15 protein-coding genes are annotated in these 14,315 nt (G+C 70.6%); 4 read left to right on the top strand and 11 right to left on the bottom strand.

Annotation, left to right across the window (positions count from 1 at the left end):
• Positions 1-153: 153 nt before the first annotated feature.
• Positions 154-642, top strand: a complete 489-nt coding sequence (locus OHS16_RS23590) for an SRPBCC family protein (RefSeq protein WP_328539235.1) — start codon at positions 154-156, stop codon at positions 640-642.
• A gap of 254 nt (positions 643-896) precedes the next feature.
• Here OHS16_RS23590 and OHS16_RS23585 read toward each other — a convergent pair whose 3' ends face one another.
• The 4 genes from OHS16_RS23585 to OHS16_RS23570 form a co-directional block, all read right to left on the bottom strand.
• Positions 897-1,925, bottom strand: a complete 1,029-nt coding sequence (locus OHS16_RS23585) for a 6-phosphofructokinase (RefSeq protein ID WP_328540960.1) — start codon at positions 1,923-1,925, stop codon at positions 897-899.
• Positions 1,926-2,038: 113 nt separating this feature from the next.
• On the bottom strand, positions 2,039-2,710 hold the full coding sequence (locus OHS16_RS23580; RefSeq protein WP_328539234.1) for a response regulator transcription factor: 672 nt from the start codon (positions 2,708-2,710) through the stop codon (positions 2,039-2,041).
• The gene (gene macS, locus OHS16_RS23575; RefSeq protein ID WP_328539233.1) at positions 2,707-3,906 is read right to left on the bottom strand and encodes a MacS family sensor histidine kinase; all 1,200 of its coding nucleotides are present in this window, start codon (positions 3,904-3,906) and stop codon (positions 2,707-2,709) included. The genes OHS16_RS23580 and macS overlap by 4 nt, the downstream gene beginning before the upstream one ends.
• A gap of 28 nt (positions 3,907-3,934) precedes the next feature.
• Positions 3,935-4,702 carry a lysophospholipid acyltransferase family protein gene (locus OHS16_RS23570; RefSeq protein WP_328539232.1) on the bottom strand — a complete coding sequence of 256 codons (768 nt, stop codon included), beginning with the start codon at positions 4,700-4,702 and terminating at the stop codon, positions 3,935-3,937.
• A 164-nt stretch (positions 4,703-4,866) separates the two neighbouring features.
• On the opposite strand from OHS16_RS23570, the gene OHS16_RS23565 reads away from it, so the two are divergent.
• Positions 4,867-5,646: an alpha/beta hydrolase gene (locus OHS16_RS23565; protein WP_328539231.1), complete on the top strand. Its 780-nt coding sequence runs from the start codon at positions 4,867-4,869 to the stop codon at positions 5,644-5,646.
• A complete protein-coding gene (locus OHS16_RS23560) occupies positions 5,558-6,193 on the top strand; it encodes a hypothetical protein (protein ID WP_443042682.1) in 636 nt (211 codons plus the stop codon). The genes OHS16_RS23565 and OHS16_RS23560 overlap by 89 nt, the downstream gene beginning before the upstream one ends.
• 31 nt (positions 6,194-6,224) lie before the next feature.
• Here the strand turns inward: OHS16_RS23560 and OHS16_RS23555 are convergent, their stop codons facing one another.
• The 6 genes from OHS16_RS23555 to OHS16_RS23530 form a co-directional block, all read right to left on the bottom strand.
• Complete coding sequence (locus OHS16_RS23555) at positions 6,225-6,965, bottom strand: endonuclease/exonuclease/phosphatase family protein (protein WP_328539229.1); 741 nt, start codon at positions 6,963-6,965, stop codon at positions 6,225-6,227.
• An 89-nt stretch (positions 6,966-7,054) separates the two neighbouring features.
• A complete protein-coding gene (locus tag OHS16_RS23550; protein ID WP_328539228.1) occupies positions 7,055-7,996 on the bottom strand; it encodes an ROK family glucokinase in 942 nt (313 codons plus the stop codon).
• A 54-nt stretch (positions 7,997-8,050) separates the two neighbouring features.
• A complete protein-coding gene (locus tag OHS16_RS23545; protein WP_328539227.1) occupies positions 8,051-8,482 on the bottom strand; it encodes a DUF5304 domain-containing protein in 432 nt (143 codons plus the stop codon).
• A gap of 98 nt (positions 8,483-8,580) precedes the next feature.
• Complete coding sequence (locus OHS16_RS23540; protein WP_328539226.1) at positions 8,581-9,720, bottom strand: ArsA family ATPase; 1,140 nt, start codon at positions 9,718-9,720, stop codon at positions 8,581-8,583.
• A 7-nt stretch (positions 9,721-9,727) separates the two neighbouring features.
• Positions 9,728-10,198 (bottom strand): SRPBCC family protein, encoded by a 471-nt coding sequence (locus OHS16_RS23535; protein WP_328539225.1) that lies wholly within the window; start codon positions 10,196-10,198, stop codon positions 9,728-9,730.
• 80 nt (positions 10,199-10,278) lie between these two features.
• The gene (locus OHS16_RS23530) at positions 10,279-11,040 is read right to left on the bottom strand and encodes a metallophosphoesterase family protein (RefSeq protein WP_328539224.1); all 762 of its coding nucleotides are present in this window, start codon (positions 11,038-11,040) and stop codon (positions 10,279-10,281) included.
• Between the two features lie 229 nt (positions 11,041-11,269).
• Between OHS16_RS23530 and OHS16_RS23525 the strand changes: the two genes are divergently transcribed.
• A complete protein-coding gene (locus OHS16_RS23525; RefSeq protein ID WP_328539223.1) occupies positions 11,270-13,066 on the top strand; it encodes an AMP-dependent synthetase/ligase in 1,797 nt (598 codons plus the stop codon).
• A gap of 80 nt (positions 13,067-13,146) precedes the next feature.
• On the opposite strand, the gene OHS16_RS23520 is transcribed toward OHS16_RS23525, so the two are convergent.
• Positions 13,147-14,289 (bottom strand): glycosyltransferase family 4 protein, encoded by a 1,143-nt coding sequence (locus OHS16_RS23520; RefSeq protein WP_328539222.1) that lies wholly within the window; start codon positions 14,287-14,289, stop codon positions 13,147-13,149.
• Positions 14,290-14,315: the final 26 nt, after the last annotated feature.

The raw sequence follows: 14,315 nt of genomic DNA, 5'->3' as shown, positions 1-14,315 counted from the left end.
CCATCGAGAACCCCCTCGGGTGGCGGTGGCATGGGTGCGGGTCATGCCCGCACGACCGATGAGTTCCGCCTGACCGGGTCGTCTGCAGGGTGGGAACGTCCCCTCCCGCGCCGGCGGGGGGCCCGGGACGAGATGACAAGGAGCGTGGACACCGTGGACCAGGAGAACGTGAGCGCCACCCGAACTTTCACCGTGCCCGCCGCGAGGGTGTTCGCGGTGCTGGCTGACCCGACGACCCATGCGGCGATCGACGGCACCGGCTGGGTGCGGGAAACCCTCGACCGGGAACCACTGACCGAGGCGGGGCAGATTTTCCGGATGGCCATGTATCACGCCAGGCATCCGGACGGTGACTACCGCACGGTCAACAAGGTCCAGGTGTTCGACCCGCCTCGCGCCATCGGCTGGCTGACGGGGCGGGAGAAGGACGACGGTGACCTGGAGTTCGGAGGCTGGATCTGGCGTTACGACCTGGCGCCGGCCGGTCCGTCCGAGACCGAGGTCACGCTCACCTACGACTGGTCGGCGGTGCCGCAGTTCATCCGCGAGCGCGGCATCCGGTTCCCGCCGTTCGGCCCCGGGCATCTCACCGACTCGCTGGACCACCTGGCCGAGCTCGCCGCACCGGCCTCCCGGGCCTGAGGCCAGGCGGTCATGTGCTGTCCGGCCGGTCATGTGGCCAGGGGGTCACACGCCTCACCGGCCCGGCAGCGGGTGGACCGCGGGCCGGGCCGGTGAGGTTCCGGTCGGTGGTGAAGCAGTGGTCCTCCCCGAGGCCGGCCGATCGGACCGGGGCTGGACGGACTCCTTGGTGCGGCATTCCGGCCGGGGTCAGCCGGCGGAGCGCCGCACAGCCGTTCACCAGCGGCTGCGGGACGCCGGTGCTCGATGCCGCGTCAGCCGAAGAAGACACCCGCCTCCGTGTACTGCCCGGGATCCACCGTCTTGAGTTGCGCCGTCGCGACCGCGATCGGCACGCGCACGATGTCGGTACCGCGCAGCGCCACCATCGCTCCGAAGTCCGCCTCCCTCACCGCATCGATCGCGTGCAGCCCGAATCTGGTGGCCAGCCAGCGGTCGAACGCACTGGGGGTACCACCGCGCTGGACATGGCCCAGGACGGTCGTGCGGGCCTCCTTTCCGGTGCGTTTCTCGATCTCGGTGGCAAGCCACTCGCCGACCCCGGACAGCCGGGCGTGGCCGAACGAGTCGAGGGTGCCGTCCTTCAGTACCGCGTCCCCGTCCTTGGGCATCGCGCCCTCGGCGACGACCACGATCGGTGCGTACGACGCCTTGAAGCGGGAGGTCACCCAGGCACAGACCTGGTCGATGTCGAAGCGCTGCTCGGGGATGAGGATCACGTTGGCACCCCCGGCCAGCCCGGAGTGGAGGGCTATCCAGCCCGCGTGCCGGCCCATCACCTCGACCACGAGAACCCGCATATGCGATTCGGCGGTCGTGTGGAGACGGTCGATGGCTTCGGTGGCGATCCCGACCGCGGTATCGAATCCGAAGGTGTAGTCGGTGGCCGACAGGTCGTTGTCGATGGTCTTGGGTACGCCGACGCAGGGAATCCCGTGCTCGTCCCAGAGACGGGCCGCCACCCCGAGCGTGTCCTCGCCGCCGATCACGATCAGCGCGTCGACCTCATGGGCGGCGAGGTTCTCCTTGACCCGGCGGACGCCGTCACCGGTCCGGAAGGGATTGGTGCGTGACGAACCGAGGATGGTGCCGCCCCGGGGGAGGATGCCGCGCACAGCGGGGATGTCGAGCCTGACGGTGTCGCCTTCGAGGGGACCGCGCCAGCCGTCCCTGAATCCGGTGAACTCGTAGCCGTAACGCTGTACGCCCTTGCGGACCACAGCCCTGATGACCGCGTTGAGACCGGGGCAGTCGCCGCCCCCGGTCAGTACTCCGACCCGCATGGAACCACGTCCCTTCGCAGTGGAAGAAGCCATGACGACCACGCTACGGTGACCCAGGTCACCAGGAGACCGAGCGGAAGGCCAATTCCCTTCCAGGAGCGGTGAGTTGTGGATCAGGCGTCGTCCAGGCCGCGCTCGATGGCATATCTGACCAGCTCGACGCGGTTGTGCAGCTGAAGCTTTCCGAGGGTGTTCTGCACATGGTTCTGGACGGTCCGGTGCGAGATGACCAGGCGCTCGGCGATCTGCTTGTAGCTCAGCCCCTTGGCGACCAGCCGCAGCACCTCGGTCTCGCGCTCGGTGAGCCGGGGGGCCGTCGGCTCGTCGGGCGCGGCCGGCGCGGGGTCCGACGCGAGCCTGCGGTACTCGCCGAGCACCAGACCGGCCAGGCCCGGGGTGAAGACCGGATCGCCGACAGCGGTGCTGTGCACCGCCTCGGTCAGCTCCTGGGTACTGGCCGATTTCAGCAGGTAGCCGGTGGCACCGGACTTCACGGCTTCCAGCACATCGGCGTGCTCACCGCTCGCGGAGAGCACCAGGACGCGCAGCCCGGGGTAGGCGCCGACGAGCTCCTTGCACACCTGGACGCCGGGCATCCCGGGCAGATTGAGGTCGAGGACCAGAACGTCGGGAGTGACCGCGCGGGCACGGCGCACCGCTTGCGGCCCGTCGCCTGCGGTGGCCACGACATCGAACCCGGCGGCGGCCAGGTCGCGGGCGACCGCGTCCCGCCACATCGGGTGGTCGTCGACCACCATCACCCTGACCGGCTGCTGCTCGCTCATGCGTGTCCTGCCTTCCCCCGTGGGACCTTCAGCTCTACTTCCGTGCCCTGTCCGGGCACCGAGATCAGTTCGGCGCTGCCGCCCAGGTCCCGCAGCCGTCCGCGGATCGACTGGGCGACGCCGAGGCGGCCCTCCCCCTCGGCCACCGCGAGCCGCCCTTCCGGGATGCCCGGTCCGTCGTCCCGCACGGTCACGACCACCTCGTCCGGTTCGTCCTCGACCAGGATCCAGGCCTGGGCGTCGTCTCCCGCGTGTCTGCGCACATTGTCCAGGGCAGCGCCGACAGCGGCCGTCAGCTCGCTCGCCGCCGCGGCGTCGAGGAGTACCGGGGTGCCCGGTTCCGCGAAGCTCACCCTCGATCCCGCATAGCGGGCGAGCAGGGTCCGCAGATCGCACGGTCCCGCCCGGTGCGGCTCGTTCCCGGCGGTCGCTCCGTCGGAGGGACCGGTACTCCCGGTGGGCACCAGGCCGCTGGAGACCATGGTGCGCAGGGCGATCTCCTGCTCCCCCGCCATCCGGCCCAGCTCGGCGGACTCGCCGCCCAGTTCGGCTCCGCGCCGCTGCACCATGGCAAGGACCTGGAGCACGCTGTCGTGGATGCCGCGGGCCAGGCGCTCCCGTTCCCGGGTCGCCGCCTCGATCTCCAGGGCGCGGGCGAGGGTGCGCTCGGAAGCGCGGGCGACCTCCACGATGTAGCCGATCGCGATGGAGGCGATCCAGACCAGCAGCACGTTGTGCAGGGTGTCCCTGGTCGGCCGGCCACGCTCGATGATGTCGGCGGCGGCCACCAGGGAGGACGCGAAGGCCGCCCAGCGCCATCCGCCCTTGAGGGCGAAGGCGAGCACCGAGCCCGCGGTCCAGATGGACGGCAGCGTCGTGGCGCCGTGCATGACCCGGAAAGCCGAATCGGCCGCGGGCGTGAGCAGGATGCCGGAGATCGCCACCGTCAGGTCGGCGCCCAGAAAGCGCTTGGTGCAACTGGCGGCATTGGCCACCCTGGGGAGGGTGGCCAGCGTCCACGCGGCCAGCAGCGCCAGATAGGCGACAGCTATCCAGGGGTGCGGGAACCTCTGCCACGAAAATCCGAACAGCAGACTCGCGTAGACCGTGGTCAGCACCCGATAGCCCGTCAGCGCGCGCCACAGCGGCTGCTCCACCGACATCATCACGACGCGCTCGCGCCGCTCCTTCGCCATGTCCCCACCCCCGGACGGACGCTCCGGCTCAACTGCCGGATCGTTCCGCCTCATCTGCCGCCGCGTCCCCGGCCGGCCGGTCCTGCGCTTTCGCCGCATCTGTCTGCGCGCTCTTCGCGGCCTTCTCCCGTTCGGCGATCTGCCGCTTCGCCGCGGTCGCGTAGATGTCGACGTACTCCTGGCCGGACAGCTTCATGATCTCGTACATGACCTCGTCGGTCACCGACCGCAGGATGAACCGGTCGTTCTCCATGCCGTGGTACCGGCTGAAGTCGAGCGGCTCGCCGATCCTTATGCCCGGCCGCATCAGCTTGGGCATCACCTGGCCGGGGGGCTGGATCTTCTCGGTGTCGATCATCGCGACCGGGATGACGGGCGCGCCCGAAGCGAGCGCCACGCGCGCGAGACCACCGGGCTTGCCGCGGTAGAGACGGCCGTCGGGCGAGCGGGTGCCCTCCGGGTAGATACCGAAGAGCTCGCCGCGGGCCAGCACATCGACGCCGCTGCGAACGGCGGCCTCGCCGGCGCCGCGACTGCCCGAACGGTCCACGGGGAGCTGTCCGACGCCCTTGAAGAAGGCCGCGGTGAGCCTGCCCTTCACGCCGGGTGAAGTGAAGTACTCGGCCTTGGCGATGAAGGTGACCTTGCGGTCCATCACCGCGGGCAGGAAGAAGGAGTCCGAGAAGGACAGATGGTTGCTCGCGAGAATCGCGGGCCCCTCGGCCGGGACGTTCTCGAGGCCCTCCACCCAGGGCCTGAAGGCGACCTTCAGCGACCCCCCGATGGCGAACTTCATGGCGCCGTAGATCAACTCGGATGCCTTCCTGTGACTGTCGTACCGACCTTAGCCTCCGTACGGCCTGTGCTCTCCTCCACAGCCGGGTGACGGCCCTGGTCGGTGTCGGTCCGGTCGCGTACGGTGAAGTACACCTTCCGAGACCTGACGAACAGGAGTTCCCGGTGCCGGTGCTTCCTGGAGCCGAGCCCTACCGCCACGAGGGCGGAGAGACCGGTGTCCTCCTCTGCCATGGCTTCACCGGATCGCCGCAGTCGCTGCGCCCCTGGGCCGAGTATCTGGCCGAGCGCGGCCTGACGGTGTCCCTGCCGCTGCTGCCCGGGCACGGGACCCGCTGGCAGGACATGCAGATCACCGGCTGGCAGGACTGGTATGCGGAGGTCGACAGGGAGCTGCGCCTCCTGCTCGACCGGTGCAGCCGGGTCTTCGTCTTCGGCCTGTCGATGGGCGGCGCGCTGGCTCTGCGGCTCGCCGCCAAGCACGGGGACGAGATCAGCGGTCTCGTCCTGGTCAACCCCGCGAACAAGGTGCACGGCCTCTCGGCGTACGCGCTGCCCGTCGCCCGGCATCTGGTGCGTACGACGAAGGGGCTCGTCAGCGACATCGCGAAGGAAGGCTCCACCGAGGTCGGATACGACCGGGTTCCGCTGCATGCCGCCCACTCCGTGCGGAATTTCTTCCGGCTCGTGGACCGCGAGCTGCCGCAGGTCACCCAGCCGGTCCTGCTGCTGCACAGCCCGCAGGACCATGTGGTCCCGCCGGCCGACACGGCGCGCGTCCTGAGCCGGATCTCCTCCACCGATGTCGAGGAGATCCTGCTGGAACAGAGCTACCACGTGGCGACGTTGGACCACGATGCGGAGCGGATCTTCGAGAAGAGTCATACCTTCGTCGGCCGCCTCGCTCCGAGCGTCGGGAAGAAGGGGAACACCACCGGTGGCTGAGAACGAAGCGGAACGCGAGCCGCAGCCCATCGACGAGGAAGCGGCCTGGGCGGCGATCGTCGCGGCGTACGGCGAGGAACCGGCGGATCCGGCCGGCGCAAGGCCCTTCAAGTCCGTGGAGGACCTGGCGCTGCCCGGTGACGAGCCCGATCCCGGGCCGGCGGAAGCGGACCGGGATCCGGAGAAGGGCCCCGGCCCCGACAGGCCTCTCGGCAGCTCCGTGGTCTTCGCACCCGGCGTCGCGGGGCCGCGCGACTACCGTGTGACCGAGCCGAAGGGCGACGATCCGGGAGACGCGGACGAGGGCCACTTCGTCCCTCCGGACCCCGAGCTTCCCGAGGCCGATGTCACGGCCAAGTTCGCCTGGCTCGCGGCCGTGGGCGGGCCTGTCCTGCTGCTTGTCGCCGTGCTGCTGGGCTGGGACATGACGTGGTGGCTCACGACCCTCGGGATCGGCGGATTCCTGGGCGGCTTCGCGACCCTGGTGGCACGGATGGGGTCGGACGAGGACGACGAGGGCGATCCTGGGCGGGGGGCCGTGGTCTAGGCCGCGCGCAAGAAGCCCCGGGGCCGCGACGCTAGCCCACCGGGACCCGCACCGCTGCCAGCACGGGCAGATGGTCTGTCGCCGCCACCAGGTCGGCCTGGGACAGCTCCGGCGGCACCCCGCACCCCAGTACCTCCACACCCGAGGTGGCGAAGACCGCGTCGATGCGCTTTCTGGGGTTCTCGGCGGGATAGGTGAGCTCCCCGCCCCAGGGTTTCACCGCCCAGCAGTCCTGCAGCGCCCCGGCGACGCGGCGGAAGGCGCGGCCCTCGGGGCGGTCGTTGAGGTCACCGGCCACGATCGCGTGCGGGACGTCCATCGAGGCGAGTCGGCCCAGCAGCAGCCCGGCCTGGGTGTGCCGCTCCTCCGCCTGGAGGCTCAGATGGCAGCTGAGCACGCCGATCCTGGCGCCCCCGATGCGCACTACCGCGGTCGCGAAACCGCGCCGGTACTGGCCCGTCGTACGCGGCAGCAGCACATCCTCGGTGCGCTCGACCGTGGCGCGCAGCGAGCAGAGCAGCAGCGGGCCCGCCGCGGTGGCTCCGCCGCTCAGCGTGACCAGGTCGGTGCCCGCGGCCAGCCACGCGGCGGCCTTGCGCCAGCGGAAGAAGATCGGGGCCTCCTGGATGAGGACCAGGTCGGGGTCGCAGGCGCGGATGATCCGGGCCAGTGCCTCCCGGTCGTCACGCATGGAGCGGATGTTGTAGCTGAGCACCCGGACAACGGCCGAGCCGGCCTCCGTACGGGATACGGGCAGCGTAGTGATCGCCATGGCGACACGATACGACGCCCCCGCGGCGGCCGGAGGCACGACGGCGCCCGCCGTCCCCGGGGGAACGACGGGCGCCGTCGTGTTGCGTATCAGCCCTGCCGGGCGAGGTCCGCCGCGCCCACCAGGCCTGCCTCGCCGCCCAGTTGGGCCGCGAGGACCTGAGCGTGCGGCCGCCAGGCGCCACCGATCAGCCAGCGGCGGAAGGACTTGCGGATCGGATCGAGGACGAGTTCGCCCTCGTCCGAGACACCGCCTCCGACGATGAAGGCCGACGGGTCGAAGAGCGAGGCCAGATCGGCCAGGCCGGCGCCGGCCCAGCGCGCCAGTTCACGGAACGAGTCGACCGCCACGGGGTCGCCGCGGCGTGCCGCCTCGCTGACGTGCCGGCCCTGGATTCCCTCGGCGGTGCCGTCACCGAGGCCGAGGAGGATCTGTGCGTTCTCCGGAGTGGCGTTGGCCCGCTGGGTCGCGTAACGGACGAGGGCCCGCCCCGATGCGTACTGCTCCCAGCACCCCTGGCTGCCGCAGCCGCACAGCAGACCGTCGGGGACGACCCTGATGTGGCCGAACTCGGCAGCCACTCCGAAGCGGCCGCGGCGCAGCTTGTTGCCGATGATGATGCCGCCGCCGAGGCCGGTGCCGAGCGTGATGCAGATGACGTCCTCGTGCCCCTGCCCCGCGCCGAACTTGTATTCGCCCCAGGCCGCCGCATTGGCGTCGTTCTCGACGACGACGGGCATGCCGACCCGCTGCTCGACCTTGTCCTTGAGCGGCTCGTGCCGCCAGTTGATGTTCGGCGCGAAGAGTACGGTCGCGCGCTTGTCGTCGACGTAGCCGGCAGCGCCGATGCCGACCGCCTCGATGTCGTGCCCCTTGCCGGCCTCGGAGACGGCCGAGCAGATAGCGTCGACGATGCCTTCGGCGGTCGGCGGGGTGGGCACCTTGTGCACATCGAGAATGGCGCCCTCTTCGTCGACCACTCCGGCCGCGATCTTCGTGCCGCCGATGTCGACGCCGATGGTGAGTCCCATTAGTCCCTCAGTTTTCGGTCGAGCCCCGCTACGGCCAACCGTACCCGAGGGGAGTCAGTCCAGGTCGATGTGCTCGGAAGGTCCGGGGCCTTCGTCGCCGTTGTCCTTCTTCGTACCCCGGCCCTCGGTCCAGCGCTGCTCGTGGTTCTCCACCGCCGAGCGGTAGGCGGCGAGGAGTTCACCTCCGGCGGCGGCCAGATGTCCGAAGACATCCGGGTTGCGTTCGATGACCGGCTCGACTGCCGCCCTGGCCTGGCTCAGGAACTGCTGCACGGCCCCCTGGGCGGCCATCCCGGGCAGGGACGACTGGAAATCCGACACCTTGTCGGAGACGGCGTCGACAAGCTTGCGCAGCTCGTCGGCCGCAGATCCGGGCGGGGTGCCCCGCTCGGCGCGGCGTCGGGCCTTCTCGGCCTCGAGGTCTTCGGCACACGCCTGTGCCCAGGCGTCCGAGTCGGTTCCGGGCTGCTCGGTGGCTTCGCTCATGACGGGCTCCTGCGACGGGACGGGTGCTGGACTCGGGGCTGCCGTGCGGACGGGCTGCGGTCCGTACACCCGACGTTACCCGAACGGGCCTGCGGCGTTCATCGGCTCCGCGGCCAGAGTCCCGGATCCGGGGTGAACCTTATGCTCAGGACGCCATCGGACAGGCCCGCCCCGTCGACGGTGCAGCGGCGGAGCGCGGACGGCAGGGTGACGGTTCTGCGGAACGGACCGGCGGTGAGCAGCAGTTCGTCGCCCCTGCGGATCAGTCCCAGCTCCTCCTTGACAGCGCCGGGCAGTGGCAGCCGCCAGACCAGGACGTTGTCGTCGGCAAGCCGGTCCTCGACGTGCCATTCCCGGGCGGGTGCGAGCGGCACGACGGGGCGCTCCAGCAGGGCGAGGTCGTCGGCGGTACGGGGGTCGCGCCCGAGGTGCGGCAGTTCCTGGACCGCTCCGAAGGCGGCGGTCAGGTCCTTGAGGTGGTCCTGCTGCTGGGCGGCGAGCGAGCCGAGCCAGGGGTCGGGTGATCCGGTGGGCAGCAGCCGGTTGGCGACGACCATGTCCAGCGGACGGCTGTGCAGGGCGATTCCGGTACGGGAGGCGAGCAGGGCCCGTGTCGCGGCGGGCCCCGGTTCGGCGACCAGGCGCAGCGTGGTGTCCGGATCCTCGATCCGGCCCTGGACCTCGGTGAGTTCCCGTTCCCAGCGGGCGGCTGCCCCGTACAGCCACTGCGCGGGCATCGGTACGCCGGCGAGCTGGGCCAGCACCGGCCGCAGCGCCCGGGCGGCCTGCCGCTCCGGCGGGAGCAGCCGCCGCAGATAGCGGCGCAGCTGCTGCGGCAGGGCGAGGGCGGCCAGGGTCTCCTGGACCGGCGGCATGTCGACGACCAGCAGATCCCACTCGGCGCTGTCGACACCGCGCAGGGCGTGCAGCAGGGCGAACTGCCCGGCGCCGGGCAGTTCGGTCAGTTCAGCCTCGTCGAGCGGGGCGGCACCGAGCAGTTCCAGCGCGGCGGTGCTGCGCTCCTGGAAGGCCAGCAGCTCGCTGCGGAAGTGGGCAGCGGAGTCGATCCGTTCGGCCCGTACCCCCGCTTCCCCTGCGGCCGTCAGGGGTTCGCCGGGGTCACGGTCGGTGGAGAGGAGCAGAACGCGCTCACCGGCGCGGGCGTGCGAGAGGGCGGTCGCCGCGGCGACCGTGGTGCGGCCCGCGCCGCCGAGGCCGGTGACGAGGACCGTGCGCACCGGGGTGTCAGTCCTTGGGCTTCGAGGAGGCGCCGGTTCCGGCGGCACCGGATTCGACGCGCTTCTTCAGGCCGGCCAGGGCCCGGTCGATGATGACCTTCTCGGCCTTGCGCTTGATCATCCCGAGCATCGGGATCTTGACGTCGACGGTCAGCCGGTAGGTGACCTCGGTGCCGCCGCCGACCGGGGCGAGGATGTACGAACCGTCGAGGTCCCGGAGCATCTGGGACTTCACCAGCGTCCAGCTGACCTGGTTCTCGCCGGTCCAGGTGTACTCGAGGGTGTGGTCGTCCTTGATCGCTCCGGCGTCCAGCACCAGTCGTACCCGTTCGGCGCGGTTCTCGGCGTCGGTGGAGAGCACCTCGGCCTCCTTCACCTCGCCGGTCCACTCCGGGTAACGGGCGAAGTCGGCGATCACGCCCATGACGTCGGCCGGTGCGGCCTCGATCGTGATGCTCGAGCTGGTGTGTTCAGCCATCGCCGTGGCTCCTCCAGTGCGGGGTCCGGTGTGCATGCGCTGTGAAGGCTATCGCGTGCACACCGGGCCGCCGACCGCCACTACCACTCAAGGGCGTACGGCGTGGAGGTGGATGCGAAATGACCGACGTTGACACACTCCGTCCGGCCGATCCGGGCCCGGCGGGACAGCGGCTGGTGAACATGGCCGAAGAGCGCGTACCGGGGCCGGGTCCGGTGGATCGCCGCGAGCAGGGCACGGCTGCCGCGCTCGAAACGGCGGGCCACCGTGTCGTACACCAGCTCGGGGACTTCGGGCGGGATGTGCGAGCAGAGCACATCGACCTCACCCAGCGCCTCGATCTTGGCGGCGAACTCCTCGTCGCTGATCTCGTACGGGGTGCGCATCGGGGTCCTGAGGCCACCGCCGACGAAGCCGAAGACCCGGCCGCCGATCTCGATCCGCTCGCCGTCCAGCACGGTGGTGCCGGGGCCCGCGTACTCGGCCCAGAGCGGCGGAATGTCCACGTTGCCGTAGGTGGCGTAGGTGGGGGTGGGGAAGGCGGCGAACATCGCGGCGTACTGCTTGCGCACCGCGGACTCGATCGCGGAGTCGCGGTCTATCCCGCCCCAGAGCCTGCGTCCCAGGTCGCGGGCCTCATCGAAGCGCCGTGCGGTGCGCAGCTCCACGATGCGGTCGGCGTTCTCGACGCCGAACAGTTCGGGGAAGATCCCGCGCGAATGATCGGCGTAGTCGAGAAAGAGAACCAGGTCGCCGAGGCAGACCAGGGCGTCCGCCCCGTCACCCGCCCTCGCGAGACCCTCGGTGTTGCCATGGACGTCGCTGACCACATGCACGCGCATGGTGATCACCCTAGGACTCTCGTGCGCAACCTGGATAGAGGGGGCCGGACCTGCGATTACCGCCGGGTCCCGACATGCGTGGACTAGTCTGCGCGAAGTACCGCACTGTCGTGTGACGCATAAAACATCTGACCGGACCCCCCTATCGGGAACCACTTACTCATGGGTAACGTCCGGGCAGTCAGGTCAAGTCGTGGCGACAGCGATGTCGACCAGAGGAGCAGCAGTCTTGCGCGAGTTCAGCCTTCCGGCCCTGTACGAGGTCCCCTCGGACGGCAATCTGACGGATCTCATCCGCCGCAATGCCGCTCAGCACCCTGATGTGGCGGTCATGGGCCGCAAAGTGTCGGGGGTATGGACCGATGTCACAGCCACCCAGTTCCTCACCGAGGTCCGTGACGCCGCCAAGGGGCTGATCGCCGCCGGTGTCCAGCCGGGCGACCGGGTCGCCCTGATGTCCCGCACCCGCTACGAGTGGGTCCAGATGGACTTCGCGATCTGGAGCGCGGGCGCGATCACCGTCCCGGTCTACGAGACCAGTTCCGCCGAACAGGTCCAGTGGATCCTCGGGGACTCCGGCGCGGTCGCGGTGATCGTGGAGAACGACGCGCACAGCGCCGCCGTCGAGTCCGTGCGCCACACCCTGCCGGCGCTGAAGCAGATCTGGCAGATCGACCGGGGCGCGGTCGTCGACCTGCGGACCGGTGGTGCCGGTGTCTCCGACGCCACCGTGGAGGAGCTCAGCTCCCGTGCCACCGCCGACGACCCGGCCACCATCGTCTACACCTCGGGGACCACCGGGCGCCCCAAGGGCTGTGTGCTGACCCACCGCAGCTTCTTCGCCGAGTGCGGGAACATCGTCGAACGTCTGAAGCCGCTGTTCCGTACCGGCGAGTGCTCCGTGCTGCTCTTCCTGCCCGCCGCGCACGTCTTCGGCCGGCTGGTCGAGGTGGCCTCCGTGATGGCGCCGATCAAGATCGGCTGCGTACCGGACATCCAGAACCTCACCGATGAGCTGGCCTCGTTCAGGCCGACGCTGATCCTCGGTGTGCCCCGGGTCTTCGAGAAGGTCTACAACTCGGCCCGGGCCAAGGCCCAGGCGGACGGCAAGGGCAAGGTCTTCGACAAGGCCGCGGACACCGCGATCGCCTACAGCCGCGCCCTGGGCACCCCGCAGGGTCCCTCGGTCGGGCTCAAGTTCAAGCACAAGGTGTTCGACCGGCTGGTGTACAGCAAGCTGCGCGCGGTGCTCGGCGGTCGCGGTGAGTACGCGATCTCCGGCGGTGCCCCGCTGGGCGAGCGCCTCGGCCACTTCTACCGCGGTATCGGCTTCACCGTGCTCGAGGGTTACGGCCTCACCGAGTCCTGCGCCGCGACGGCCTTCAACCCGTGGGACCGCCAGAAGATCGGCACGGTCGGCCAGCCACTGCCCGGTTCGGTCGTGCGGATCGCGGACGACGGCGAGGTCCTGCTGCACGGCGAGCACCTCTTCAGCGGCTACTGGAACAACCCCGCTGCGACCGCGGAGGCGCTGGCCGACGGGTGGTTCCACACCGGTGACATCGGCACCCTCGACGAGGACGGCTACCTCGCGATCACCGGCCGCAAGAAGGAGATCATCGTCACGGCCGGCGGCAAGAACGTCGCTCCCGCGGTGATAGAGGACCGGATCCGGGCGCACGCCCTGGTCGCCGAGTGCATGGTGGTCGGCGACGGACGGCCGTTCGTCGGCGCGCTGATCACCCTGGACGACGAGTTCCTGGGCCGCTGGGCCGAGGAGAACGGCAAGCCGGTGGGTTCCACCGCGCTGAGCCTGCGGGACGACGCCGAGCTGATCGCCGAGATCCAGCGGGCCGTCGACTACGGGAACGCCGCTGTCTCCAAGGCCGAGTCGGTCCGCAAGTTCCGGATCCTGCCCGCACAGTTCACCGAGGAGGCGGGGCACATCACTCCGTCGCTGAAGCTGAAGCGCAATGTGGTGGCGAAGGACTTCGCGGACGAGATCGAAGCGCTCTACCGCGGCTGAGCGACCGGGCAGACGGTGAGGGGCTCGCGCCGTGGCGCGAGCCCCTCACAGTTTCCCGGCTCAGGGCGCCTCGCCCGGCCTCAGAGCAGCGTCCTGAGCTTCCCCGCGAGGAGGTCCCAGCGCCATTTCTCCTCGACCCAGGCCCGGCCGCGCTCCCCCATCCGCCGCCGCAGGCCGGCGTCCCGGAGCAGTGTCACGATGCGGTCCGCCGAGTCCTGAGCCGAGCCGCCCCTGACCACCCAGCCGGTCTCGCCGTCGAGTACCGCGTCGGGCGCGCCGCCGGAGTCACCGGCGACGACGGGCAGTCCGGTCGCCGATGCCTCCAGGTAGACGATGCCGAGCCCCTCGACATCCAGTCCGCCCCTGCGGGTACGGCACGGCATGGCGAAGACGTCGCCCGCGCCGTAGTGGGCAGGGAGCTCCGGCCAGGGGACGGGGCCGGTGAAGCGCACGGAGTCCGCGACGCCGGTCCGCGCGGCGAGTTTCCTGAGCTCGCCGGCGTACGGTCCGCCGCCGACGATCAGCAGCACCGCGTCGGGCACCTGCCGCAGGATCAGCGGCATCGCGAGGATCAGGGTGTCCTGGCCCTTGCGCGGCACCAGTCGCGAGACACAGACCACCACGGGCCGGTCGGTCAGTCCGAGCCGTGCGCGTACCGCCTCGCCTCCGGAACCCGGGTGGAAGGTCTTCTCGTCGACGCCGGGCGGCAGTTGGACCATGCGCGCGGCGGCGGCAGGGCTCAGCGCCGGCGCGATCCGCCCGCGGGTGTACTCGCCCAGATACGTGAGGGTGTCCGTGCCCTGGCCGATCCGTCGCAGCAGTTGCCGAGCCGCGGGCAGTTGTGCCCAGCCCGCCTCGTGGCCGTGCGTGGTGGCGACCAGCCGCCGGGCACCGGCCCTGCGCAGCGCGGGAGCCATCAGGCCGAGGGGGGCCGCCGCTCCGAACCACACGGAGCCGCAGCCGTGTTCGCGCAGCAGCCGGGTCGCGGTCGCGGTGACCCGCGGGGTGGGCAGCAGCATCGTGGTCCGGTCACGGACGACGGTGAAGGGCTGCTCGGCGTCGAACGCCGCGGTCGCCTCGGCACCCTCGCTGCCGCGCTTCCAGGTGGAGGCGTAGACCACGAGCTGCTCGGGATCCAGTCGCAGCGCCATGTTGTGCAGGAACGCCTGGATCCCGCCGGGGCGCGGCGGGAAGTCATTGGTCACGATCAAGGTCTTGTGCATCGCCGCCGACAGTACCCAACGGCGGC

It is taken from the genome of Streptomyces sp. NBC_00344 (assembly GCF_036088315.1).
GTDB lineage: Bacteria > Actinomycetota > Actinomycetes > Streptomycetales > Streptomycetaceae > Streptomyces.
This window is presented reverse-complemented; position numbering and strand designations above follow the sequence as displayed.

What these genes read in the sequence shown, in the direction of transcription:
- OHS16_RS23585 (WP_328540960.1), bottom strand. Translation starts at nt 1,925, where the DNA reads ATGCGGGTCGGAGTACTGACCGGGGGCGGCGACTGCCCCGGTCTCAAC.
- OHS16_RS23580 (WP_328539234.1), bottom strand. Translation starts at nt 2,710, where the DNA reads ATGAGCGAGCAGCAGCCGGTCAGGGTGATGGTGGTCGACGACCACCCG.
- macS (WP_328539233.1), bottom strand. Translation starts at nt 3,906, where the DNA reads ATGGCGAAGGAGCGGCGCGAGCGCGTCGTGATGATGTCGGTGGAGCAG.
- OHS16_RS23570 (WP_328539232.1), bottom strand. Translation starts at nt 4,702, where the DNA reads ATGAAGTTCGCCATCGGGGGGTCGCTGAAGGTCGCCTTCAGGCCCTGG.
- OHS16_RS23560 (WP_443042682.1), top strand. Translation starts at nt 5,558, where the DNA reads ATGCGGAGCGGATCTTCGAGAAGAGTCATACCTTCGTCGGCCGCCTCG.
- OHS16_RS23555 (WP_328539229.1), bottom strand. Translation starts at nt 6,965, where the DNA reads ATGGCGATCACTACGCTGCCCGTATCCCGTACGGAGGCCGGCTCGGCC.
- OHS16_RS23550 (WP_328539228.1), bottom strand. Translation starts at nt 7,996, where the DNA reads ATGGGACTCACCATCGGCGTCGACATCGGCGGCACGAAGATCGCGGCC.
- OHS16_RS23545 (WP_328539227.1), bottom strand. Translation starts at nt 8,482, where the DNA reads ATGAGCGAAGCCACCGAGCAGCCCGGAACCGACTCGGACGCCTGGGCA.
- OHS16_RS23535 (WP_328539225.1), bottom strand. Translation starts at nt 10,198, where the DNA reads ATGGCTGAACACACCAGCTCGAGCATCACGATCGAGGCCGCACCGGCC.
- OHS16_RS23530 (WP_328539224.1), bottom strand. Translation starts at nt 11,040, where the DNA reads ATGCGCGTGCATGTGGTCAGCGACGTCCATGGCAACACCGAGGGTCTC.
- OHS16_RS23520 (WP_328539222.1), bottom strand. Translation starts at nt 14,289, where the DNA reads ATGCACAAGACCTTGATCGTGACCAATGACTTCCCGCCGCGCCCCGGC.